Source organism: Streptomyces sp. NPDC002835 (assembly GCF_053591995.1).
The window spans coordinates 1-24055 of the sequence record NZ_JBSFUW010000047.1 but is presented as its reverse complement, the minus strand read 5'-3'; the positions used below and the strand labels follow the sequence as shown (position 1 = coordinate 24055).

At 68.8% G+C, this 24055-nt stretch carries 20 protein-coding genes; 13 read left to right on the top strand and 7 right to left on the bottom strand.

Annotated features, from left to right (window positions below):
- Positions 1-207: 207 nt before the first annotated feature.
- Entirely contained in the window at positions 208-3447 is a 3240-nt protein-coding gene (locus tag ACWD01_RS32855; RefSeq protein ID WP_451167015.1) for an AAA family ATPase, read from the bottom strand.
- A gap of 40 nt (positions 3448-3487) precedes the next feature.
- Positions 3488-3775 carry a trypco2 family protein gene (locus tag ACWD01_RS32850; RefSeq protein WP_451167013.1) on the bottom strand — a complete coding sequence of 96 codons (288 nt, stop codon included), beginning with the start codon at positions 3773-3775 and terminating at the stop codon, positions 3488-3490.
- 1837 nt (positions 3776-5612) lie between these two features.
- Between ACWD01_RS32850 and ACWD01_RS32845 the strand changes: the two genes are divergently transcribed.
- Complete coding sequence (locus tag ACWD01_RS32845) at positions 5613-6164, top strand: hypothetical protein (RefSeq protein ID WP_451167012.1); 552 nt, start codon at positions 5613-5615, stop codon at positions 6162-6164.
- A 355-nt stretch (positions 6165-6519) separates the two neighbouring features.
- Here the strand turns inward: ACWD01_RS32845 and ACWD01_RS32840 are convergent, their stop codons facing one another.
- A complete protein-coding gene (locus ACWD01_RS32840; protein ID WP_451167010.1) occupies positions 6520-9171 on the bottom strand; it encodes a Helicase associated domain protein in 2652 nt (883 codons plus the stop codon).
- A 562-nt stretch (positions 9172-9733) separates the two neighbouring features.
- Between ACWD01_RS32840 and ACWD01_RS32835 the strand changes: the two genes are divergently transcribed.
- Positions 9734-10747 (top strand): NAD-dependent epimerase/dehydratase family protein, encoded by a 1014-nt coding sequence (locus ACWD01_RS32835; protein ID WP_451167009.1) that lies wholly within the window; start codon positions 9734-9736, stop codon positions 10745-10747.
- Here ACWD01_RS32835 and ACWD01_RS32830 read toward each other — a convergent pair whose 3' ends face one another.
- Entirely contained in the window at positions 10748-12070 is a 1323-nt protein-coding gene (locus ACWD01_RS32830) for a DNA-binding protein (protein WP_451167008.1), read from the bottom strand.
- Positions 12071-12474: 404 nt separating this feature from the next.
- On the opposite strand from ACWD01_RS32830, the gene ACWD01_RS32825 reads away from it, so the two are divergent.
- The 9 genes from ACWD01_RS32825 to ACWD01_RS32785 all read left to right on the top strand — a co-directional run bounded on the left by ACWD01_RS32825 (position 12475) and on the right by ACWD01_RS32785 (position 19062).
- Positions 12475-12807: a hypothetical protein gene (locus ACWD01_RS32825; protein WP_451167007.1), complete on the top strand. Its 333-nt coding sequence runs from the start codon at positions 12475-12477 to the stop codon at positions 12805-12807.
- Positions 12804-13217: a hypothetical protein gene (locus tag ACWD01_RS32820; RefSeq protein ID WP_451167005.1), complete on the top strand. Its 414-nt coding sequence runs from the start codon at positions 12804-12806 to the stop codon at positions 13215-13217. Before ACWD01_RS32825 ends, ACWD01_RS32820 begins: the two co-directional genes overlap by 4 nt.
- 131 nt (positions 13218-13348) lie before the next feature.
- Positions 13349-13549, top strand: coding sequence for a DUF5999 family protein (locus tag ACWD01_RS32815; RefSeq protein WP_451167003.1), 201 nt, complete (start codon positions 13349-13351; stop codon positions 13547-13549).
- Positions 13546-14190, top strand: coding sequence for a hypothetical protein (locus ACWD01_RS32810; protein WP_451167001.1), 645 nt, complete (start codon positions 13546-13548; stop codon positions 14188-14190). The genes ACWD01_RS32815 and ACWD01_RS32810 overlap by 4 nt, the downstream gene beginning before the upstream one ends.
- Before the next feature lie 109 nt (positions 14191-14299).
- Positions 14300-15577 (top strand): hypothetical protein, encoded by a 1278-nt coding sequence (locus tag ACWD01_RS32805; protein ID WP_451167000.1) that lies wholly within the window; start codon positions 14300-14302, stop codon positions 15575-15577.
- A 34-nt stretch (positions 15578-15611) separates the two neighbouring features.
- Positions 15612-16415 carry a hypothetical protein gene (locus ACWD01_RS32800; RefSeq protein ID WP_451166998.1) on the top strand — a complete coding sequence of 268 codons (804 nt, stop codon included), beginning with the start codon at positions 15612-15614 and terminating at the stop codon, positions 16413-16415.
- Between the two features lie 12 nt (positions 16416-16427).
- A complete protein-coding gene (locus ACWD01_RS32795; RefSeq protein WP_451166996.1) occupies positions 16428-17969 on the top strand; it encodes a B12-binding domain-containing radical SAM protein in 1542 nt (513 codons plus the stop codon).
- Complete coding sequence (gene tmk / locus ACWD01_RS32790) at positions 17966-18622, top strand: dTMP kinase (RefSeq protein WP_451166994.1); 657 nt, start codon at positions 17966-17968, stop codon at positions 18620-18622. The genes ACWD01_RS32795 and tmk overlap by 4 nt, the downstream gene beginning before the upstream one ends.
- Positions 18619-19062, top strand: coding sequence for an NUDIX hydrolase (locus ACWD01_RS32785; protein WP_451166992.1), 444 nt, complete (start codon positions 18619-18621; stop codon positions 19060-19062). Before tmk ends, ACWD01_RS32785 begins: the two co-directional genes overlap by 4 nt.
- Positions 19063-19229: 167 nt before the next feature.
- Here ACWD01_RS32785 and ACWD01_RS32780 read toward each other — a convergent pair whose 3' ends face one another.
- The 3 genes from ACWD01_RS32780 to ACWD01_RS32770 all read right to left on the bottom strand — a co-directional run bounded on the left by ACWD01_RS32780 (position 19230) and on the right by ACWD01_RS32770 (position 21446).
- Entirely contained in the window at positions 19230-20444 is a 1215-nt protein-coding gene (locus ACWD01_RS32780) for an MAB_1171c family putative transporter (RefSeq protein ID WP_451166991.1), read from the bottom strand.
- Positions 20437-20802, bottom strand: a complete 366-nt coding sequence (locus ACWD01_RS32775; protein WP_451166989.1) for a hypothetical protein — start codon at positions 20800-20802, stop codon at positions 20437-20439. The genes ACWD01_RS32780 and ACWD01_RS32775 overlap by 8 nt, the downstream gene beginning before the upstream one ends.
- A gap of 215 nt (positions 20803-21017) precedes the next feature.
- A complete protein-coding gene (locus ACWD01_RS32770) occupies positions 21018-21446 on the bottom strand; it encodes a helix-turn-helix transcriptional regulator (protein ID WP_451166988.1) in 429 nt (142 codons plus the stop codon).
- Between the two features lie 524 nt (positions 21447-21970).
- Between ACWD01_RS32770 and ACWD01_RS32765 the strand changes: the two genes are divergently transcribed.
- Positions 21971-23854 carry a helix-turn-helix domain-containing protein gene (locus ACWD01_RS32765; protein WP_451166986.1) on the top strand — a complete coding sequence of 628 codons (1884 nt, stop codon included), beginning with the start codon at positions 21971-21973 and terminating at the stop codon, positions 23852-23854.
- 62 nt (positions 23855-23916) lie between these two features.
- Positions 23917-24055 (top strand): DUF2637 domain-containing protein (locus ACWD01_RS32760; protein WP_451167043.1); only part of this gene is annotated, 139 nt, incomplete at its 3' end.

The window sequence follows — 24055 nt, the reverse complement described above, 5'->3', positions numbered from 1 at the left end:
TACGCTCCGTCACCACCGAATGTGAGACAGGGCCGTTCGCTACACAGACCCCCGTACCGGCCTTCGCCTGCTGCGGTGCGCAGTCGAGGGAGTGTTGCTGGGCGTTCCTGACGCCGACGGGTAGGTCAGCGAGAATCGGACATGGCTGGACAGCCCGGCGGGGACCGGATTCTGCCGTCGTCGAAGTCACTTCGTGGCGGGTCGGCGTTACCCGTGGTGGAGCAGGGCGCTTTGCGCCGCCTCGAAGGCGACCGGTAGCAGCTCCGCCAGGTGGCGGTCGAGTGCCGCGAGTAGGGGATCTGCCTGGACCGATGTCTCCTCGACGTTGGATGCCACCTGATCTCTAGCGCCGAGCGCCAGGACGAAGCCGGGCAGGTGGGCCTCGGGGTTCCGGCAGACCAGTCGGCTCCAGATGTCCAGTGCCGTCATCGCGGGTTCCAGTGCCGTCTCCCAGAGGCCGTAGGCGGTCAGCTGGTTCACCGTTCGGGAGAGGAGTTCGGCGATGACGGGCTCGTACTCGGGTGACGCCTCGTCGAGTTGGTGCCAGATGTCCAGTGCACGTCGCAGAGCGGCCAGGAACGTCGACGCGGATCCGGCCTCGACCTGCCAGCGGCTGAGCTGGAGCGTATGGAGGACGATGCCGGTGTCCGTCTCGCTGTTGCCGAGCCCGATCCGTCGCCGGTGCTCCCCGATGGCGATCGCCTGTTGCATGGTGTGGCGTGCCTCGGTGGAGCGCCCCACGATCTTCTGGGCGTTGCTGAGGTTCGTGAGCGCGTTGATCAGCATCGGCTCGCGGTTGCGCGGGTCGCGATGGGCCAGTCGGCGGTGGGCGTCCACCGAGTCCGCCATGACCTGCAGGGCTTCGTTGTGGTGGCCCGACTGGGCCAGGAGCGTTCCGAGGTTGGAGCTCCGGAGGGCGAGCTCGAATTCGTAGGCGGGATCGGTCCTGGCCAGCTGTCGGGTGAGCTCCACGGACCGGCGCAGTGCGCGCGTGGCCTTGTCGTGGTGGCCCAGGTTGCGGAGGAAGTCGGTGAGGAGCTGTAGCTGGAGAGCGAGGTCGTCCCGAATATCCGGGTCCGCCCTCGCCAGCCGCTCCATCAGGTCCACGCCCTGTTCGAGGGAGCGCAGCGCCTCCTCGTCGCGCCCGACGGCGCGCAGATACGAGCTCAGCCCGCCGAGCGCGTGGGCGTACTGGACGTCACGGGTGGGGTGGGTTCTGTCCAGGTCCTGCCAGATTTGCAGTCTCTCCTGCGCGGTGTGCAGGGCTTCCTCGTGGCGGCCTGTGCGGCTGAGTGCGGCACTGAGGCCGCTCAGGGCGACCCCGAGGGCGGCCTGTGCGGACGTCGAACCGTCCTCGGCCTGCTGGCGGGTGGCGGCCACGTGGTCTTCGGCGAGCCGCAGGGCGAGGCCGTCCAGGCCGTTGTTCCCGTAGGGCACGACGATCTGGAGCTGGTGGAGCACCTCGATACCGGGGGCGGTGGCTTCCAGGGCGTTCAGCAGCGCCTGCTGGACGCCGGCCGTCCGGGCCGTGCGGCCCGCCTGGTGGTGCGCGACGGCGGCCCGCACGAGCACGGTGACCAGTTGCACCTGCTGGTCGGTGGAGGAACACGCCAACAGGGCGGCCAGCGGGAGTGGCGGATCGAGGTCGAGGAGGGCACGGGAGGCGTGGTACTCACCGACGCGGTCCGGCTGGAGCGCGCCCCAGAACCGGTCGGGACCGGGCGGGTAGAGGGTGCGCAGCCACGCCGCCACGTCCGCCGCCCGAGCGGGCGGGATCTCGGGGAGCACGCCGACGGCCGCGAGGGCCTCGGCCTGGTCCGCCGCCCCACACAGAGCAGCGACGGCGACGGCCCGGTGCAGGGTTGTCGGATCGAGCGGCCCGAGTCGATCGGCGGCCCGCACCCAGTACCGTTGCTCGTGTCGCAGGAGGGTGGCCTCGGCGGGTTCCTCGGGCGCGGTTTCGACCGGCGCCGAGCCGTTCTGCAGCAGGGTGGTGAGGGCGGTCATCTGCACGGTGAGGACGGACTCGTACGCAGGCTCGCCCAGATCCTGCGGGGCGCGCAGGGAGTTGGCGAGCATCGGCCACCCCGCGGGCGGGCGACCGGGCAGGCCCGGCAGACCCTCCAACAGATCGGCCAGGTCGCCCAGGGCGTCGGTGAACAGGGCGGTACGGGTCCCGGGCGGGCCGTCCTCGGGTGCCAGTGACGCCAGTTCGGTCGTCGGGGCCCTGGCGAGGATCTCGTCGGCGTGGGAGGCGGTGAAGCCGTCGGTCTTCCAGGTGCCGCCGGCGCGGGCGAGGAGCAGGAGCCGGGTGCGGTGGCGACAGCTCCGGAGCTGGTCGATGACGCGGCGTACCAGGCTCGGCCGGGCATCCGCGTAGTCGACGACCAGCAGGAAGGGGAGCGCGGTCTCCAGGGACCTGAGCTCGGGCAGGGCGAGGTCGCTGTCATGCAGTTCCGCCCGGAGGTGCCCGGTGACCCAGCCCTCCTCGCGCAGGATGTCGCTCAGCCGGCGGGCGAGGCGGGACTTGCCCTGCCCGCCGGGCCCGGTAATCACCCGCACCGAGAAGCCCTCGGCGTCGCGTTGGCACCAGTCCCGCAGCGTGCGCAGCTCGTCCTCCCGCCCGCGGAACGTCACGGCCTCGGCGTCAGCGCGCAGCAGCATGGCCGGCGACCGCAGGTCCCGCTCCCGGGCCGCCGGTTCGAGCAGATCCACCGGTTCGGCGGCCTCCAGCAGGAGTTGCCACCCGCCGTGCTCGGCGACCAGCGCCGAAAAGCGTTTGTCCGCCAGCAGCGCCGACGTCGGGGTGGCTGTCAGCCGGGTGCCGCCCACGGCCTGACGGTCCTCGCGGACCACCCCGCACAGCAGGCCACTTTGGCGGCTCTCGGCCAGCAGGGCGGCACCGGACATCCCGGACCAGCCAGTGCCATGTCCCTCGGTCACCGGGATGGTCGCGTCCTTACTGAAGACCTCGTAGCGTCCGGCGAGCGAGCCGGTCCCCGGCATGATCTCCCCGCTGATCTGGCCGTCGAAGCGGTCGCGGGTGCGTGGGTCCTTCTCCATGCGGGGGAACCCGGCGATGGTGACCGGGTGGGGCCGGGTGCCGATGATCCGGCCCCACCGCTGCGGAGGCCGGGTACGCACGTCAACCAGCGACTCGGGCGGCTCCCAGCACAGGCCGTCACCACCCGGTTCAGGCACTGCGTCGACCTCGACCAGCGCCGCGTCGACTTCGTCATCGACGCGCCACCACCGGACGGCCGCCGGGAACTGGTCCTTCCCCGCATCGGGTCGGCAGACAGACACCCGCGTCGGGCCCCGCCCCATGGCCGTCTCGACGACATGGCCAGCCGTCAGCACCAGCCGAGGCGCGACCAGATAACCGGAACCGAATGCCGTGCCGTTCCGCCGGTGGACCCTGATCTGCACCCGCCGGTCAAACTCCACCCAGCCCCCTACCGCTGTCCCAGACCGCTACCGCACCGGTCTACTCCTCATCGGAGACCTTGACCGGCCCGAGATCCGAACCGTGCGGCTCCAGCCGCACCGTGACCTGGTGAGTGGCCTTGCTCGCCCGCTCCGCCTTGCCGCCCATGCTGACGACCGCGAAACGCAGCCCCCCGTCCAGATTCCGGCTGCTGGTCAACTCGAGTCCGAGCTCCAGCGTGATCTCTCCCAAGGAGAAGAAGACCCCCCTGTCGCCCTCGGCCGAGAACCGCCGCTGCGCCTCGGCTACCTGGTCGCGCAACAGCGTGATCGCGTCGGCCAGATCCATCCATTCTCCGCCACCATCGCCCACTGATCCCCCAAGACGGCTTTGTCCCCGGCATGTTCGGGACGACGATCCCACAACCACAGGAAGCAGGAAGCCCCTACCGGAAATAACTCCCCGCCTCGGCTCACCCGTCTCCTTCCGCGGCGTGCTGCAGGTCTCCTCGAGAAGCTGACCGGTTGGAACGAGCGACAGCACGCGGCGAAACTCCGCCTGGCAGAAACTCCGCTCGCGCCTCTACCTGGCCCAATGGGTCCACACCTACAGCCAGATCCGCGACCAGCTCCCTGCCCGCGGCAGCACACCATCCCCAGCGTGGTCCTCCGCCACGCCGGCAACCTCACAGCCCACGACATACGCACCTGGCGCGCTGTTGCGGCGCTCGTGGTCACCACGGAGATATGCTGCCGGTGGCCCTGCTCGTCCCAATGGCAGCCCCTTACGCGATCGCCGCCGGCCTGGACATACACAGCGCGTTCACCTGCCTCAAGCCACGGCGGTTGATCATCTTCTCAGGGCTTACCACTGCAAGCTACGCGGCATTCGGCGGCTGAGCTTCCCGACGGCGAGACGTACAGCCAGGCGCAGGGCCTCCGTGACCGCCGCCCACCTCTGACGAACATGTCCGGAACCGCCTCGGCAGACAAGCCCCAACCGGCCACGGCAGCCGTGGAGGTGACACTCGTGGGCACGCGAGTACCCCCTCACAGGCGGGTGCGCAGTTCACGGCGGAGGCCTTGTGCGGCCTGTCTGCGAAGACCGCGGTGTCGGCCTCCGGGCACCCGCGCCCGCGGCAGCCGAAGTCCTCGACCAAGCGCGGAGCGAGGAGCAGTGAAAGGATGTCACCTCAGCGGCCGTCACATGCGCTGGATTCCGGGCCTGCCGGTGCCTGTACGAGGAATCGGTGGCCATTCCGAGGCCGCTGTTCCCGGCCGGGAGGCGAAGAACCACCACCATCACACGAGAGGGCCGTGGCAGTACGGCATGCGGTGGTCCGGCTGGGGATGTTGGGTTCATGTGTTCCGTTTACCGGGGGTGTGCAATGCGATATGGGCGGCATCTGGAACTGTGCACGGGCGTAGTGGTCCGGGCCCTGCACGGCGTCTACGGTGGCCATCGCGGTTCGAAGCAAAGCCGCTGACACCAGATCAATAACCCTGAAAGGTGGAGCTCTTCACCGAATGCAGCCACAAAGCGCTGGTGCCGGACTGTTATAGCGCCGGCACCACTGACTCGTGCGGAGTCACCACCAGCAGATCCGTCAGATCCGTGGGGCTCGCAGGCGTGCTCGAACACGTCGGCGGCGCTCAGAATAGACCACGACCCTTCAACAGGGAAAGCTCCGGCGGCACGATGCCGAGGCAGGTCGACCTGAGCCAACGCCCTCTGGACACCGAGCAGAGGAGCACTGTGACACCTGTCATCAGCCACCTGGCGGCGGCCTCAGCGAGCAGTAGAAACGCCAGGCCGACACCTGTCGCTCATTGCGGTGCAGGCAGCCCATCCACGTTCAGCCGCCGGAGGTCAACAACCCCCGGCCGGCTCGCCGTCGGCACAGGCACAGCCGGGTCGCCGACCGCTCAGGGGTAGTACCCCTTTGCGCGAGGCGGTGCTGACAGAAGCCGGCCAAGCTCCCCACCAGCAGCATCTGTCAGCACGCGCCCGCAGCCTTCACGCGTCACGCCATTGATGACGCGATCTTTCGTGCACCGCTGAGCCCACCAGCAGGGCCCACAGCGGCACGTCGAACCTCCGTCTTGCCGCCGTGGTGCGTCGACATGCCCTCTGGCATGCCCCGACGCCCGAGCAGGCGGCACTCGTCTCTCAAGGATGCCCACTCATGTCTGCACGTCGCACCACCGTGACCGCGCTCATGGCGGCAGCCGCCGTCACCGGCACCCTCATGTCGACCGCGGCACCGGCACACGCCGCCACGGCCAAGCAGTGCTCCACGACGAGCAAGTCCTTCAACCTCCCCGGGAAACCGGACGTCCGGGTCTCGGCCACCCTGTGTATCCAGCGCACCGGCGTGTTCGGCGGCTACCGCTACTACAAGGCCTGGCTGAGCAAGGTGACCTGGAACGGCACCAGCAGCTTCATCGGCGGCACCCGCTTCAACCATATCGATGTCCTGGTCCGCGCCGAACACGGCCGCACGCGCATCAGCAACTGCGCCTACGGCATCTGCGAGCGGAATTACCTGACCAGCATGATCAACGACCGGGAGAAGGGCTCCAAGACCTACTCCTCGGGCGCCAGCGGCTATGGCATCGCCTTCGTGAAGACCCGCGCGACGAACTGGACAGCCGACGCGACCGCCTCCTTCGACATTGCCAACGACGGCATCCCGACCAGGAAGTGGGAACTGCGCGGAACTCGCACCGTCCGCTGATCGACTCAAGCGACAGACCGGCCACCGGACAGGCCGGGGCGCTGCCCCCTTCAGCGCCCCGGCCACCAGCGTGCCAGCTATGCCTGGACGCCGCGGTGCACGGCGTCTCCTCCCGCTCCGCGCCGTAGCTTCCCCGCCACCCGACGCACCCACTCCTCCTCCTCCTTCTTCTTCCTTCCGTCTGGAGACCGGCAAGCCACGCCCGATTTCAAGCGCATCGGGCTCGCCCGGGGAGAAGAAGCTCAGGGCCTGAACCTGCCGACAGACAGGAGACCCCAGAAATCTGCCATGACGTTCCGCGGCTCGTGCATGTATGGGTGTGCCTCGATGGTTCAACGCCCGCTGAAGGCCGTCGTCATGCCCACTCGATGCCGAGTTCGGCGAGTGCGGCTCGCTGACTGTCGGTCAGTTTGTCGCGTCTCGATTTGGTGTTCGTGATCCATACGCCGAGTTTGATCTGGTGTTCCTGGCCGTCGATGACGACGGTTTCGGTGTGGGTGCGTTTGACGGTGTGGGTGCCGTGGGTGTCGATGTACTGGGCGAGGGCTGCGAGTCCGCGGCGGAACGCGGCGGGCAGCGGGCCTGCGGCGGCCGCTGGTGCGGGGGAGGGGCGGTCGGCCGGGCGGATGCCGAGGGTGGTGAGGCGCTGCTGCTGTTCGTTGCTGAGGCGGTGCCAGTCCTGGGTCTGCTGGCGGATCCAGCGGCCGGGGTCTTCGCCGTCGACGGTGACGCCGGGGGTGATGTCCGGCAGCCGGCCGCCTGGTTCGTCGGCGGCGAGTTGGCGCAGGATCGCCCAGTTCCGCTGCCAGTCCAGCGGCCAGGGCGCGTTCCAGTCCGGGTCGATCTCCTTCAGCTGGGCGGCCCTTTGTTCGGCCCGCTCCTGGTTCTTGCCGAGCCCTTGGGGGCGGCGGAGGTTGACCAGGTGCCGCCCGATGGGCTGCTCGGTGCCGTTCTCGTCCTGCCACAGGGTGTCCTGCTTGGGGGCGAGGTGGCCGTGGGCGCGGTGGTAGGAGCGGAACAGTGCGATCTTCGCTTCCCAGGCCTCGTCGCCCGGCTCCCAGACCATGCCCAGCTCGTCCAGACGCTCGCGCCGGTGCTCGTCGAGCGTGCCCTGCCGATAGGCGCGGCGCTGCTCGTGCACCCACCGGCCCAGCGGAAACACCGCTCCCCCCGCTGTGCCTTCACTCTCGGTGGTGTCGTCGGGGGCGGTGGTGCGGGTGTGGGGGACGGTGGTGTCGTAGGGGACGGCGTAGCGGCCGGTGATCTCGTTCTCGGCACGCCAGCGGCGCAGGGCCTGCCAGCCCTCCAGCCAGATGGTGGAGTCGGGGCGGATGACCCGGCTGCGGACGAACGCCGCGATCGTGGACGGGTCGCGGGGGGAGGCGAAGTTCATCATCACGCTCCGCTCCGCCGGCTCCTCCTCGCCTTCACCCGCGCCTTCGGCAGGGACGTGGCGCTTCTTCTCCCCGCTCCGCTCACGTGTCAGGGCAGTGGAGGCCAGTTGTTCGACGATCGATTCGTCGTGCGAACGCAGGCCCTGGAGGACGTCCACCAGGGGCTGGTAGCTCGCGCTGGCGACCATGTCGGTGGGGTCCTCGCCGGGGGCGAGAAAGATCGGCACGACGATGCGGCAGACCTTCGCGCTCCCGTCGGGGTTGGGGCGCAGGCCGCGGCCGATGTTCTGCACGATCTGCACCATCGACCCACGGGCGCCGATGATGCAGACGGCCTCCACACCCCGTTCGCCGACGATGTCGACGCCCTCACCGAGGATCCGAACGCTCGCGAGGAACGCGCGGTGCACCCGCCGGCCGCGGTCGTCGATGCCGTTCGCGAACTGGCGCAGCACGGTGCGGCGGTGGGCGATGGGGTGGTCGCCGCACAGCCAGTCGGCCCATACCCGGTCCGGTGGGACGTGCCGGTACCGCTCCAGGTCCTCCAGGTCGGACGGCTGGGCACCGATGGGGGAGGCGGGTCGTGCGTCGGCCTCGGTGATGGCGTGCTCGGACACCTCGGTGTCGTAGAGGTCGGCGGCGGTGTCGGCCATGTTCTCCGCGAACGCGCGGGCTTCCTCCACCTGCTGGTGGAAGGTGAGCGTGGTGCGGAGGTTGTACTTCGCCGCGTGCTCCAGCAGCGCGGCCTGCAGCAGCGCGAGCCGACGGCCGCGCATCGCGTCCTCCGACAGGCCGACGTAGAAGTCCGGGTCCTCGATCTCCAGCACGTCGATGACGAACGGCGCGAGAATGTCCCGCTCCACGGCCTCCCCGAGCCCGAGGTCGTAGATCCGTTCGCCGTAGACGCCGTCCGGGTCGGAGGCCATCGTCGCGATCGCCAGCTCCGTCCCGTCCCGGCCGCGCAGCGGCCGCGGCGGCGCCAGGATCCTCGGCGTCGCGGTCAGATACAGCCGGAAGCGGACCGGGATCCGCTGTTGGTCGTGGACCGCCGCCCACGGCCTGCCCAGGTCACCGGCGGTGCCGTGGGCCTCGTCGATGATCGCGGCGTCGAAGGGAGCCAGTTTCTGCCCGTACAACGCTTCCCCGCCGGCGAGCGCAGTCTCCAGCGGCCCGGGCACTTTGCGCACGCCGGTCGGATCGTTCGGATCGTCCCGGTCGACCAGGGACGCGTACGTCGCCAGCACCACCACGGGACCGGACCCTGCCCACAGAGTGAGCTGGATCGGGTTCGTCGTCGTCCGCACGCCGAGTGCGTCGAGGACCTCGTCCTTCTCGATCGAGCAGACGGCGACCATCGGTCCGCTGTGCCCGACCTTCCGCCACGACTCGGCCGTCTGCACCAGGAGTTCGAGCGTCGGCACCATCACCAGCACACGGCCGTGCCGGTACAGGTCGAGCGCGGCCGCCGCAGCGGTGTACGTCTTGCCCGAACCCGTCGCCGAGACGACCGTTGCCCGCACACCACGAGCCGGAGCCTGGATGCGCGCAGACAATGCGGCCGCCTTGATAATCGCGCGCTTCGCTTCTACCTGGTGTTCACGGAGCCGGATCACGACGCTTTCCTCCCCTGACGGCAATTTCCACGCTAGTGAACTCGACGGACACTCACCGACCGGAATTGGGCACCAGACATCAGAATGGGTCTGTATCGACGGGCAGACCTCGCCCGGGCCAGATCCGCAACGCCACATCCTCACCCCCGGGGCTACGAGGTTCATGCACGGCAACCGACGACTGGCCCTCCGGTCGACGGCCGACGCCGAGAGGTCACGCTGGGAGAGTTCGCGCCGCCCTGCGTAGGGCGGTCAGGTGCTTGGCGAGACCGGCGAAAAGGCGGGCGCGGGCCGCCGAGGTGTCCTGATTTCGCTTCCTTGTGGCCGCCGTGGTGGTCCATGTTGCAACTGGCACGAGCACCACGCCGGCAGCGCCACAAGCGTCGTCGTGTCCTCGCCCGTACAACCGTCGCGCGCGTGGCGGTGTGAGGCGACACGTGGTTCATCAGGCCCCTTGAATCGTTCTGTGGCGGGGTGTCGGGATCACGACCCAAGTCGTGCCCGAGGGTCGGAGTCTGAGAGCCTCTTTCGCGCCGCGATCAACGTTGGGAGGATCTGCGTCATGAGGCTTCTGGTGCTGGGCGGTACGTGGTTCCTGGGTAAGAGCATTGTGGAAGGGGCGCTTTCGCGCGGTTGGGCGGTGACGACCTTCAACCGGGGCCGGTCAGGGAAGGACGTGCCCGGTGTGGTGCCGGTGCATGGTGACCGCACGGTCGTGGAGGACGTGGAGAGGCTGGCATCCCATGGCCCGTGGGATGCGGTCATCGACACCTCGAGCTCTGACCTGCCGCCCCGGGAGGTGCTGCTGACGGCCTCCCTGCTGAGGGACCACGTGGCCCGGTGGGTGCACATCTCCACGGTGTCGGTGTACGCCGGATGGCCGCATCAGCCGTTGGCCGACGATTCCGCCCTGCTCGACTGCCCCGCCGACGCGGATGAGACCTTCGGTTTCACGGGAGATGACGGCAGCCCCACGAAGTACGGCTTCCAGAAGGCCGGCGGCGAACGTGCCGTAGCAGAGGCATTCGGCTTGCGGGCCGTGTTTCTGCGGCCTGGCGTCATCCTGGGGCCCGGTGAGTACGTGGGGCGCCTGCCGTGGTGGCTCCACCGTGCACACAAGGGCGGCCCCTTCCTTGCACCCGCTCCCGCGATGCGGCGTATCCAGCCTGTGGACGTCCGCGACGTCGCCACATTCGCGCTCGACCAGGCCGTCGGCAGTGCCAGCCCCGCCTTCAACGTCGCCCACCCGGAGGGTATGACCTTCGAGGACTTCGTTACGACGTGCATCGACGTCACCGGCGGCGCCGGGCGGCCGGTGTGGACAGAACCCGGCGTACTCGTCGACCAGGGCGTGAAGCAGTGGACCGAGCTGCCGCTGTGGCGGACCCACGCGGGTGTCTGGTCCGTAGACGCCTCGCGGGCAGTGGCTGCCGGACTCCGGTGTCGGCCGCTGTCGGAAACGATCCGCGACACCTGGAGCTGGCTCCAGAACGACGGGCGTCCCGTGGACCACCCCCGATGGGCGGAACACGGGATCGCTCCGGAGAAGGAGGCGAAGATCCTCGCCTCGCTGTGATCAGGATTCAAGTGCGAGCGGCCCATAGGCGACGAGCCGGCGCTGCGGGGCAAGACGAGTGAAGGCCTCGAGCTGTTCGCCGAGTTCGACCGCGCGCTGCGCGCTGTTCAGGCTTGGGCGGGTGAGGAATCGGCGCACGGCTACCGCACGGGAGACCAGACCGGTCACGCGGCGGTCGCCGGGCACGGAGAACACGGTCTGCAGGGCGTCGGCCGCGCCGTCGATGTCTTCGGACAGCAGCCGGGCCATCGCCAGATCGGCGGCGGCCTTTCCGAGCACGACGGTGGAGCGTTGCCGGGTCGGCCTGGACGACACCAGCTCGAGCGCGCGGCGTGCTGACTGCTCCGCACCGTGGCCGTCACCGACGAGGAGCGCCGTGGACGCGTTGGACATGGCCAGGCGCTCGTGGCTGAACCCGAACTCGCCGCCGACGTCGTCGTGGAGTTCGTCCCGGGCGCCGGTGTCGATGTCCTGCGCCATGGCCATGGCCCGCTGAGCGCCAGGCACGTCGCCGAGGTGACCGAACGCTCGGGCCTCGATGGCGTGCAGCCGGCGGGTGGCGATGTCGCCGAGTCCGCCGTAGGTGAGTGCCCGGCGGGCGTGTGTGACGGCCTGGGACGGCTCGCCGGAGTAGTACGCGATGCAGGCCAGGCTTCCTGCGGCAAAGGCCCGGAGCGGTTCGAAGCGGGCCGTCTCCCCGTACAGGGCGGCGGTGCGGGCCAGACGCTTGGCGCCGTCCAGGTGGCCCAGGTCGAAGGCTGCTTGTGCCAGCAGTGCTGACGCCTGCCCGGCGACGATGAGCAGCACGTGCTGCTGGGCGGGGACGGCGGTGCGCTCGCGACCGTGCTCGGCCTTCTCCCGGAGCAGCTTGGCCTCCTGCCACACGCCCTGGGGCGACTTGGTGTTGTAGGAGCGGGACAGGTCGTGCACGTCGTCACGGAGCTGGTCGACGGTCACGTCGGACAGGGAGGCGGCGGCCGCCCCGCCGGCGTCTGCCTGCGCTTCATGTGCGGTCATTGCGATCTCTGCTTCCAGGTCGTGCGCGGGTACGTCGGGACTCGCCGACTCGTCGTCAGGAGGGCCGAAGAGGCTTTCGGCCTTGCGGCCGAACATCGCCTCGAGAACCTGGCAGGCGTCGGGGTTGGGGAGCGTCTTGAGATGGCCGCTCGTCCACCGGCGGTACTGCGACTCGCCGAGGGTGACATTACGCGCCCGGTCTCCTAGGACCCGCTCTGCGGCAGCCCTGAATCGAGGCTCGAAACTCGACCAGGTCAGCATCTGCTGGTCGATCATCACCTTCAGCAGCGTCTTAGGACGGCCCACAACGGCTCCAGGTCTCAAATTGCTCGGTCCCGGTCAGAAGGCCGGCGAATCCCTGCCGTTCGAGGGGATACCGCTCACGGCCGGCGGTGCAACTGGTTCGACAGAGAAGCTACTTACACGCTACCCGCAGGCCACTTCCGTCACCCGAAAGCGAGTCAGAAGCCATGCGTGAAGCCATGGCGAAGCCATCCTGCGCGGGTGGAATCTGATCGCCCGCCACTGCCCAGTGTGGTGATCCGAACACATTCCGACGTCAGGAGTGAGTCGTGCATCCGAGAACCGCTACCCCTCCAGCGGCACCCGGGCCCGCCGGCGGGGCCGTCAGGCACGAGTGGACTCGGCGGCTCGATGCCGTGCCCACAGCCCCTCGCCTCGCCCGGTTACATACGCGCACCCAACTGACCATGCACCACTGGCCGGGCAACATCGAGGTCGCGGTCGCGGCGGCGAGTGAGCTCACCGCCAACGCCGTCGCCCACGCGAACCCCGGGCCGTGCCACAACGGCCCAGCCATCGCCCTGCGGCTCACGATCACCGACGCCAGCGAACTCCTCATCGACGTGTCCGACCCGCTGCCCGAGTTCCCGGACTTCGCCGCGGCGGTCGCCGGTCAGACGCCGGGCCATGGCCTGTGGCAAGCGGCTCGACTCGGAGCCTCGCTGGCGTGGTTCCTCCCCGCAGGCACCGACGGCAAGACGGTCCGCGCCCTGATGACTCCGGCTCCGGAGTCGACGTGAGCGCCCCCGCCTTTGCCCTGCCGGGCTGCGACACGGGGACCGCGACCCTGGAGCGGGTCCTGGCGGCGCTGCGGGGATCGCTCGTCGACGAGTCTGTGTACGAGGACCTCGAGGACGTGCTCGGCCCGCACGCGGAACTCGACGCCACCCGGACCGCGGAGCTCGCCGTCCGGCTGCGCCTTGCTCTCGCCGATGTCCTGCCCGCCGCTCGGCGCGCCTACGGCCATCAGCCGTTGATCGCGCGGGCGGTGGAGCTGCGGGACCGCAACCAGCCGGGGCACCCGAACGACGCCCGTAGGCACCTGCGTGTCCTGGCCCTCGTCACGCTGGACCTGCTCGACATCCTGGCCCCCGGAGGCGCGCCCCATGCCGGCTCGGCTCTCTCCCTGACCGTCGATCAGGGCCGCTGACCGGCCCTGCCCGACGCCGTGCCTCCCCCGGCGTCCGGCACGGCCCTCAAGCCGCCCTGCACCCCCCGCCGCTTCCCCCCGTGAGCGACCCGGCGCGGGTGCAGGGCCCCAACTCTCGCGAGGAAACGACCATGTGTGATCACCGACCCCATTGCCCGACCGCGGAGTCCACCGACAGAGACGCGGCCCGTCTCGTAGCGGCCCGACCGGAACAGGGCTGGAGCCTGCTGTGCAACGGAGTCCTGCTGTTTGACGACACCGGTGAACTCCTTCCCGACGGCCAAGCAGTGCGCCCCTTCCGAGCGGCCCTCGTGAAGGGAGCCGCAGCGTGAGAGAGACGGCGAACAGGCTTGTCCCGTACATCACCGCCCGTGAGGGAGAGGACGGCGAGCTGTTGGCCGCGCTCCGCGCGTCCTTCGGCGGCGACGGCCGCTCCCGCCTCGGCTACTGGAACGAGACGGTCGAGGACCGGGGCCCGCGTGGTGAACTGTGGGGCCGCTGCTCCCAGAACCTCGGCCCCGACCGTCTGCCGCAGGGCCGCCCGTCGTGGCGCATGGTCCACCCCACACGGCAGCGCGAGACGATGATGAAACTCCTGTGCCAGGTGTGCATCGGCCCTACCAAAGTCGGCGACGCCCACCTGTTCCTGGACACCGCCCGGCTCACCCAGCCGAACAAGCCGATCCTGACGGCGCACCCGCCGGTCTGTCCCACGCACGCGCAAGCAGCGGTCGAGCAGTGCCCGAACCTCCGCAGGGGCCACACCGTCCTGCTGGTGCAACGCGCGCCGCTGTACGGCGTCATCGGCACCCCGTACCAGTGGAGCGCCGGCGGCCTTCAAGCCCTCCCCGGCGATGACGAACCGCTCCCGTTCACCTCGCCCATGCTGCCCTGGTTCCTCGCCTCCCAACTCGTGCGGGAGATCCGCGACTACACCGTCGTCGACCTGAACGATCTCGACTCCTTGCCCTGACAGCCTCCTCGACTCCGGGTTCCGGCGCCCAGACGGCGCGCGATCCCCGGCAGGACTGTCGCTCCGGCCGGAACCCGGTCCAAGCCACGACTCTTGGAGAAACCGCCCCGTGAACGCATTGGAGATTCCCGCGTTCGTCCCCGCGCTCCTGAAGCAGGGGTCGGACCCGCGCGACGTACCGGCCATCGCCGGTGCCGACATCACCGGCTGGTCGACGTCACTGGCCACGGCTGTCCTGGGCGAACTGGGGCTCGGGAACGCCGGCGGCTCCTTCTTGAGCGACGGACACATGTACCTGCTGGTGCCGCACCCCACTGTCTGCGACAGGACCGCCTACGTCCGTCTGCCCTTGGTCTCCGAGTCTTCGCCCTGGCGAGCGCCGCACGCCGCGGTGGTGCTGACCCTGGCCGGGGCCCTGGGCCTGGAGATGACTGCTCCACAACGCCCCGAACTGGGCCCCCAGTACGTGCGCAGGTTCGAGCCGGAGTCTGCCCTTGCTGTCCATCCCGGCGCGCTCTGCTGCCTGCAAAGCGATACCAGCGCCGTGCAACTCGTCGTGACGGACGGCCTGCCGGCCCCGATTGGCCGGGCTCTGACGAGCGAGGGGTACCAGTTCGCCGTGGCGGCCGTCCGAACCCGGCTCAGCCGCTTCACCGCAGTGAACCGCTCGAGCCGGCCGGCGTCGGCCGGATGGCTGGACAGGTGGCCGTCCATGGACACCCCCCGCCTCAGCGGGATGTTCCAGCGCGGCACCGCGCTGCTCGAGCATCTGGCCGACGACAAGAACCTTCTGACCCGCCTGGTCACCGATATCGAGCACCACTCCGCTCGCCTCAGCGGCAGCCGCGTCACGCTGCTTCTGGACCGCCTATGTCTCTACCGGGCACCCGACGGGGGCTTCGAGATCCGGCTCAACATGAACCCGCGGCGTGTCAACCAAGAAGTACCGCACGATCACGGCTACAACTTCGCCACCCGCATCCTGACCGGCGGCTACCTGCACGTCGTGCGCCGCAGAACCGACAGCGGAACCGGCCCCTTCACCGGCGACGACCTCCTGCCGGCCATCGTCGCCATCGAGCGGCCCGGCTCCGCCTACGCCCTCGAGCACACAGCCGTGCATCAAGCGCTCATGCTGCCCGGCACCACCACCCTCTTCGTCCGCGGCCCCCGGCTCAAGGAACGGTCCTACGCAGCCGAGGAGTTGACGCCCACCCCCAGCACCTGGCCGGCGGCCGCCACCCCTGGAGCACCTCCACAGCACTCAAGGCCCGCGTCGCTCGACGAGTACCGGGCCATGCGCGACCAGCTCGCATGCCTCGGTCTCATCGAAAGGTCCCCGTCCACCCGACTCGTCCCAACCGGCGGTCATGGCACGGCAAGCTAAGGGCCATCCATCCGCCTCGAGGGAAGAGAGCACCATGAAGGCAGTTCTGACGACCGACCACCCCGCCTGGGAGCAGACACCCGACGGCCGACCCGTACGCGCGGTGTGGAGCGGCACCGGCCTGTGGGTGGCGTCGTGGGGGCCGAACGAACTCGAGCTCCGCTGCACCGAAGGCAGTGAGGACCACAAGCCGACGATCGTGACCACCGACCCGGCCGCGCTCCCGGAGACCATCCCTGCCGCCCTGCGCACCGGACTCCACGCACTGGGCGCATCGCGGCGTATGGCCAACCCATGGCTGTGGGACGCCATCACCACGGCGATCCTCCGGCAGGTGGTGCGTGCCGACCAGGCCCGCCGCCTGTACAGCACCTGGTGCCGCACGTACGGCACCAGCGTCGACATCGGCGAACAGACGCTGGCCGCCGCCCCGGACCCCACAACGGTGCTGGACCTCGCGGACGACGCCTTCGCCGCGGTCGGTGCCAACTTCCACCGCACGGCCCTGCAGGCCGCTGCCACGGCCTACGAGCGGCACTCCATCCACTGGCAGGCCATGAACGCCGGCGACCTGGCCGCCGCGCTCACCACCATCCCCCGCATCGGCCCGTGGACCGCGGCCGCAGCCGCGGCCGACTACACCGGCGACTTCAGCATCTACCCGCACGACGACCTCGCCGTGCGCACCTGGGCCTCACAGATCGCCCCGGCCTATCCCTGGCCCGGCAAGAAGGACAAGACCTTCGGACCGCTGTGGACCGGCTGGACCGGCACCGACCGCACCACCCTGCACACCCTGACCCTCTCCACCCTCACCTGGGGCTCCCATGCCCCATGACCTGGAGGATCCATGCGGCAGTTACCCCTGATCACGGGCGCCGACCCCGCCCGCACGATCGACGCACTGTTCGTGAACGCACCCCTGCGCGACTACGACCAGCGGCAGCGCACCAACGACTACACGCTTCCCGTACTGGGCATGGCCTACATCGCCACGTACGCACAGCGCATCGGCGGATTCAACGTCGGCGTCCTCGACGCCGAAGCCCACGGCCTCGGGATCGAGGAGACGGCGAAAATCGTCAACGAAGCCCGCCCGCGCTGGGCCGCGATGAACCTCCTGGCCCCCACCTACGAGATGTCCGCACGCATCGCGTCCAAGCTCGACCCGGACATCGCCCTGATGGTCGGCGGGCACCACGCCAAGGCCATGCCGGACCGGATTCTGGCCGACCCGCGCATGGCCAACCTGCGGGCCCTCGTCCTCGGCGAAGGGGAGCTGCGGGTCGCCGCGCTCCTGGAAGATGAGCAGCGCCGGCGTGAGCTGCCCGGCGTACTGTGGCGCGACCGGCTGCTCGGCACCCGTGCGGCCGGCACCCCGGCCCCTCGCACGAGCGCGGAGATGCTGGGCCCGGACATCAACGCACTGCCGTACGTCAACCGCGCGTTCCTGCCCCAGGACCCCTATCGGGCCGTCCCCACCGAAACTGACCGGCGCCTGGCCGTGAGCCGCGGTACCGACCGGCTGCAGGGCGCCGCCCGTGCGGGGCACACGGAGGCGAACATCGTCGGCAGCCGCGGCTGCCCCTACAACTGCACCTTCTGCGGCGCCGCGGTCAGCGCCAACCCCGACGTCAAAATCCGGGTGCGCGACCCGGAGAACATCATCGGCGAACTCGACGAGCTCCACGACGAGTACGGGGTGACCGCCTTCCGCTTCGTCGACGACCTCTTTCTCGGCGCCTCCCGCGTCATCAAGGAACAGATGGAGGCCTTCACCCGGCACCGCATCGGCGAGCGATACGTGTGGGACGCCACCGGACGCATCAACGTCCTCAACCGGCTCACGGACACCGAGCTCGAGGGCCTCGTCGCCAACGGGCTGCGCGAGGTCGCCCTCGGGATCGAGTCCGGCAGCGACCGCATCCTCAAGGACATGGACAAGCGCATCGACGCCAAGATGACCGAGCACGTCGCCCGCCGCCTCGTCACCCACGGCATCGGCGTGAAGGGCTACTTCATCCTCGGCTTCCCCGGCGAGACACAGGAGGACCTGGACGCCACCGTGCGCCACATCCGGAACCTGTGGTCCATCGCCGACCGGCACCCCGGCGACGTGCGCGCCAGCGTCTTCGAGTTCCGCCCCTACCCAGGCACCCCCGTGTGGCAGACCCTCACAGAAGCCGGGTACAGCCCAGACGACCTACTGGCCTACGGCGACGTCGATCTCACGCAGGCCGGCGCCCACGAGTCCATGCGGCAGCGCGACGAATTCAACTTCTCCGTAGGCATCCAGTTCGGCGAGGTGCCCCTCGACCGCGTGCGGTCCACGCTGGGCACCCTCACCCGCGAGCAGCACGAGCGGAACCAGGGAAGGGAGGTCGCAGCATGAGCTCCGGTCGCACAGGGTGGTTCGTCTCCGTCGACGGACCCAGCGGGATCGGAAAGTCCACCACCGTCCAAGCCCTGCACCGCGAGCTCGAAGACCGCGGTGTTCCCGTCCGGCTCACCGTCGAACCGACCCGGAGCGAGCTCGGCCGGTTCACCCGGGAACACGCGAACCACATCCACGGCCGGGCCCTGGCGTGCCTCGTCGCAGCCGCCCGCTACGAACACATCGACCAGGTGATAGCCCCCGCGCTCCGCGCCGGCGAACTCCTCATCAGCGACCGCTACCTGCCCTCGACACTGGTTCTCCAGCAACTCGACGGGGTACCGCTGCAGTTTCTCCTCGACATCAACCAGGACGCCGTGATGCCGGACCTGGCCGTGATCCTCACTGCCCACCCCGGCCTCATCGCGGAGCGGCTCCACACCCGCGGCATCACGCACCGCTTTCACCTCGACCCCACCGCCCCGGCCAGGGAAGTCGAGCTGTACGCCCAGACCGCGGCCCACCTGGAGCGCTGCGACGTCAAAGTGCTGTACCTCGACACCAGCGACGCCACCCCATCGGACGTAGTGCGCGGAATCGCCGACGCCATCCCTCCACGGCCGATAGCGTCGATCGCCTCACCCAGCCCCGCGACCCCACAGGAATCATGAGCGGACAACCGGCACAGCCCGTCATCGACACCCATGTCATCGTCCGTGACGGCGACAAGATCCTCTTCTCCCAGCGCGGCGGCCCCTACGGGTACGGCCGATGGCACATGCCCTCCGGCAAACTCGACCGGGGCGAAGCCCTGACCCACGGCGCCGCCCGCGAACTGGCAGAGGAGACCGGCCTCACGGTCGACCCGGCTCACCTGCGGCTCGTCCAGGTCGTACACCACCGGCAGGACAAGGCCGTGGAACGGATCGGGTTCTTCTTCGAAGCTACCGAGTGGGAAGGCGACCCCGTCAACAAGGAACCAGAGAAGTGCCAGGCTCTCGAGTGGTTCAGCACGCACGAGCTGCCCGACGACGTCATCGAGTACCCCCAGGCCGGCCTACTCGGCTACCTGAAAGAGAGCCGCCCTCTTACTGAGCACGGCTGGCAGTAGTACCTCCTCCGCCCGTACGCCCCGTGGCGCACAGGCGGAGCAGGGCCGCTCCCATGCCGGAGCCGGCGTCGTGCTCCATGGATGAGCACGCGCAGAGTCCGCTACCTGTGCGCCGCCGGGTGGCGGAATGAACAGCGGCCGCCCAGTTTGGAGAGCACGAGGTCGGCTCAGCGCTGTGGCTGGATTGCTGTGAGTACGGCGGGATGCCTGAGGCTGTCGGCGACTTGCAGCAGGTGCGCGCGCTCTCGCTGTGCGTCGGTGTCGCTGGCCAGCCGGCGCTCCGTGACGGGTCTGGTCTGCGGGGGCCGCGGTGTGTCTGCCGGGTGTTTGAGCGCGGCGAGAAGGCCGGCCGCTTCCTCGGCGGCCCGCAGGCGTTCACCGGTGAGCTGGTGCTGGGCAGCCTGCGCGCGGACGGCTTGCGCCGGCTCTTGGGGTATGAAGGGTTGCAGGGAGCGCTGGGCGTCGGTGATTTCGATGATGCGGCGGGCAAGGAGGAAGCTGGCGCTGCTGACGGCGAGGCGTCCGGAGAGTGGGCTTGATGAGGCCAGCGCGCGATGGGGAACATGCCGGGGCACGGTCGCCTCCCATAGAGGAGCCAGTCGCCGATAGTCACGGCGGTCGGCCAGCCACTGGGTCACCACGGGATAGAAGAACCCGTAGACGATGAGGCAGGCACCGGCCGCGGAGGCCATCGGGCCGATGACATTGCTCAGCACGTCCAGACGGTGCGAGCCCACCGCGACAGTGGTGATGGCCACGAGTTTGCAGATCCCGTATGTGCTGCAGGTCAGGAGACCGGTCATCACCCAATGAAGCCCACGCCTCAGTACCGGCTGTTCGGCGCTCACCTGGAACAGACGGGCCCGGCAGATCCGGAAGACGAAGAGGCAGGCGTAGAGCCAACCGACCTGGTAGACGATCAGGAAGATCAGCAGCGCAGGCTGATCGGCGTGCTCGACGTCGAAGGTCAACGGTGTCGGCTCTCCCTGTGGGTCGGCCCAGGCGAACAGCAGGGCCAGGGTGGCGACAAGTCCGCCGGCGATCAGGAACTGCCGACCCGCGGGCGGCGCCGGGGAGCCGGCCGGTGAAGCCGACGGGGGAGACCACATCAATGCCATGGTCTGCGCGGTACCGCCGTAAAGGAGGACGCTGCTGTAGACGAGGAGGGTGGCCAGGTTGTTCATGCCGCTGACCTCGCCGATCCACCGGTAGACGGCCGGCGCGCCCAACAGAAAGGCCGTGGCGCCCAGGAAGAGGCTGGCGGTGGAGATGAGGGCGGGTGGCGAGATGCGGCTGCGCAGGCGTGCTGCTCGGATGCCGAAGATGAGGTAGGCAGAGATGCTGACGGTGAGATAGACGATGTTGAAAGGCGTCTCAGACACCGGTTCGCCCCGCCTCCAGTGATGCCGTGAGGGCCTCGTTGCCCGACTGGGACAGGTCGAGACACTGCAGCAGGACGGTGCCGATGATCTCAGCTTCGAGTTCCGCGTCCTCGTCGTACCTGTCCCTGCCCAGCACCAGGCGCACCACGTCCGGACTGATGGTGCCGAAGAGGGCTTCGGCTGTCTCGTCGTCCAGGGCCCCGTGTGCCTCTGGCGTGTGGCCTCGGAAGAGATGGATCAGTTCGTGGCACACGACCTGATACTGCAGGAGCGGGCCGGCGAAGGCATCGACGTGGATGTAGTCGGCCTCCTCGCCCTGTGCGCAGTATCCCGACACCCGTATGGGGAGTGGTTCCACGATCAGCTTCACCGGTCGGCCCCGCCGAGCCGCTACGGCATCGATGGCTTCCTGCAGTGTTGGGGAGGAGGACAGCGCCAGCTCTTTGCGGATACGACGAGTCCACTGCCGTCTCATCCGCCACACCGACCAGGCTAATGGGGCGGGCATGCGTTCCCCTTCGGGTAGGAGCCAGTGGTACAGCAGGGGCTGGACCTCGTCGGCTGCTCGATGGTTCATGAGGTGTCTCTCGAGGAGGCTTCGTACTCGTCCACGAGTCGGCCGACGACGTGGCGCAGGCGCTTGTCCGCCATGGCGCGCAGCAGCCGCAGATTGGAGAGTGCCTGAACGACGCATGGATCGTCGTCAGCTCCGGTGAGGAAGTCCTTGGTATGACCGAAACACGCTGCCACAGCTGCAAGAGGAGGAGCACTGAAGTAGCTGATCTCGACTCCGAACACTTCGGCGACCTGCTGAGCCAGGACGATGGAGGGGTTATTTCTTCCTGAGCGCAGATTGCCCACGTGCTGCTTCGACGTCCCCCTCAGGGCGGCGGCGACCTCGCTCTGGGTCATCAGCTTGCCCGTGACCGGGGAGATGCGTGTGCGGAAGAGATGGTCCAGACGCTCGGCGAAGAGCGGGCCGCCGTCGACTTGAGGGTCCACGTCGTCGGGCGGAAGGCGACCGGTACGGAGCGCTTCCACGTACTCGGTGCTGACACCGCAGCGGTCCGCAACCTCTTGACTCGTCCAGGAGCGCCCAAGGGCTCGAGGCTGAATCACCTCGAAGAGCAGGTTAAGCCGCTCAGCCACCCTGGCAGGGAGGGTGGGTGCGCGAGGCCCGTCTGTCATGCTGGCACGCTCTCCCGGCGGTTGTTGTCGTGGTGACGTCGGCTCGTGACGGCCGCCGACTCCGCTCGCGCCAGATGGTTGCGCATAACCCCCCAGTGGTCAAGGAAAGTTGACCCGGCGTACATCCCGGATGGCGTGTTTCCGCCTTCATGCATGGATCAGGCCGAGGGTGTCGGGTTCACGCCAGAGTGCGATGGTGTGGTAAAGAATAGTTGACAGTGTGCGAGGTGCTTGCCCAGGATCACTCATTGCGAGCGCAAAGCCACGCAGACCCGTGGTGGGACACGCCGTCTGAAGCCTGCGGGGTGGCATCCCCGAGCAGGGTGAGGGGGAGCAACGTGCTGACTCTCGGAAACCTGATCAACGAGTATCGCGAACTGCAACTGAAGCCCGTGGCCGACGGCGTCGGGCTCGCAGACATCAAGGTGAGCGGGCTGGTCGTGCTCGATGCCCAGGACCTCACGGGACCTCCACGCCTGACGTGCCCCCCGGGCACTTTATTCCTTGTCTGTGATCTCGACTTCAGGGAAATCGGCAGTACCGCCCGGGCCATGGGCCGCCTCATCGCCACTCTGGCAAACCACCGTCCATCCGGCGTCGTCGTTGCTGTGCCCGATCGCGGACCCTTGCCGGCGTTTCCTTCGACCACGCTCGCCGCCGCCGGGGCCCTGAGGCTTCCGCTGCTCACCACCACCGCCCAGCTGGCGGCCTGGACGCACCTGAACGAACATCTTGCACGAAGCCGTGTCGAGGACGCCGAGCGGCAGGTCGACCGGTTGGCCGGTCTCATGAGGCGCCTGCCCGTGCAGTGGTCGGATCCGGCCGCCCTGCAGAGAATCACCGAGTGGCTCGCAGCCGCGCTGGACGTCCAGGCCGTCGTCAGGGAGCCGCAGCGCGGCGTACTCGCGTCGGCGACGAGAGTGCAACCACGCGATTCAACGGCACTTCCCTCGCACACCCAGGAAGGCAAATCCCCCCTTCATCGACGCAGGGTTTCCCTTGCCCCCACCAGGGACGGTGATGCTGTCCTCGAGGTCACATCTGAACGTCCCTTCGACCCTGCCGATTCCCGGCTGATCCAACACGCTGCACACATGCTGGGACTGGTCGACCAGGCACAGACGGAATTTGGAACAGTGCATCGTTCGGTCCGCCAGGCGAAGGTCATCACCTATCAGTTACTGACCCACGGGGAGTCGGACAAGGCCAAGAACATACTGAAGGCCATCGCTCCAGCGCTCGCTGCGGCTGACGAGGCCCGCGTCCTGGTAATCGATTGCGGCTCGCAGCAGCAGCGTGAGGCGACCCTGCGCCACAGCATGCCCACGGCGACACGCGGCTCACTGGTTGTCCCGTGCCCCGACCAGCCGCACCACATCGTCATCGTCGAACCGGTGCTGAAGGACGGCGAAGGCGACGAGAGTCTGACACGCGAACTTCAGCACTTGGTGAACAGCATCCGCTCCCACCGCATGGGTGGCAGCCGCCGCCGTCCTCTTGCAGCCCTGCAGGCAGCACACCAGGAGGCTCTGACGGCACTCCAGTTGAGTAAATACACCGGGAACGCCGCCGTCCTGACTCCGAGCCACTCCAGCGTCATGGATCTCCTTGATCCCATACCGGCCCGAACCTGGGCATGCAGCCTCCTCCAGCCCCTGCATGTGCTGCCACCAGGCCAAAGAGAACAACTGGAGCGCACCCTCGCAGTCGCGCTCAGCCATCCACGGACCACAGCAGCGAGGCTGCTCGACGTCCATCGCAACACGGTGGCCTACCGCCTTCATCGGGCAGGGGAACTTCTGCGGATGGACTTCGACCGCATCGAACAGCGCGTGCTCATAGGACTCGCACTCGAACTCGCAGCCCAACCGTCGGCGACGCAGGTCAAGCACGATGACACACCGGATACGCCGACAACGGAGGATCTCTTCCAACGCCCGCGCGTACGTGCCTGGGCCGACGACCTCCTGACACCCCTCCGAGTCGACCGACTCGACCTGGAAGCCACGTTGACGACGTGGCTGGACCGGCAGGGACATGTCGACAAGGCAGCTCAAGCGTTGGGGATCGCCGAAGTCACTGTCCGCAGCCACTTGAAGAGGGTGGCCCAAGCCACTGGCAGGGACCCGTCCAGCCCCAGCGGCCTCCGCGACCTGTTCGTCGCGGTGTCCATCCGTTCAAAGACACCCTTTCCCTCGCCGTTGCGTCCGGCTGTCGCGTAGGTGCCACCACCGCGGCGCAGCGAGACCAGACCAGAGCGGGCGACGGCCGGGGAGCAGAATCGGTGAGGCTCACCAGAGCGCATAGGGTGCTGATCTGCGCAGTCACCGCGGGCGCGCTGGTCATCGCCGCGATCGGCTTCGCGGGGTCGTACTCCGCCGTGCGCGAGCTCGCCGAGCAGAAGGGCTTCGGCGCCTTCTCCG

Coding starts and splice junctions, on each gene's coding strand:
- ACWD01_RS32850 (WP_451167013.1), bottom strand. CDS start 3,775: ATGGATCTGGCCGACGCGATCACGCTGTTGCGCGACCAGGTAGCCGAG.
- ACWD01_RS32845 (WP_451167012.1), top strand. CDS start 5,613: ATGTCTGCACGTCGCACCACCGTGACCGCGCTCATGGCGGCAGCCGCC.
- ACWD01_RS32835 (WP_451167009.1), top strand. CDS start 9,734: ATGAGGCTTCTGGTGCTGGGCGGTACGTGGTTCCTGGGTAAGAGCATT.
- ACWD01_RS32825 (WP_451167007.1), top strand. CDS start 12,475: ATGCACCACTGGCCGGGCAACATCGAGGTCGCGGTCGCGGCGGCGAGT.
- ACWD01_RS32815 (WP_451167003.1), top strand. CDS start 13,349: ATGTGTGATCACCGACCCCATTGCCCGACCGCGGAGTCCACCGACAGA.
- ACWD01_RS32800 (WP_451166998.1), top strand. CDS start 15,612: ATGAAGGCAGTTCTGACGACCGACCACCCCGCCTGGGAGCAGACACCC.
- ACWD01_RS32795 (WP_451166996.1), top strand. CDS start 16,428: ATGCGGCAGTTACCCCTGATCACGGGCGCCGACCCCGCCCGCACGATC.
- tmk (WP_451166994.1), top strand. CDS start 17,966: ATGAGCTCCGGTCGCACAGGGTGGTTCGTCTCCGTCGACGGACCCAGC.
- ACWD01_RS32785 (WP_451166992.1), top strand. CDS start 18,619: ATGAGCGGACAACCGGCACAGCCCGTCATCGACACCCATGTCATCGTC.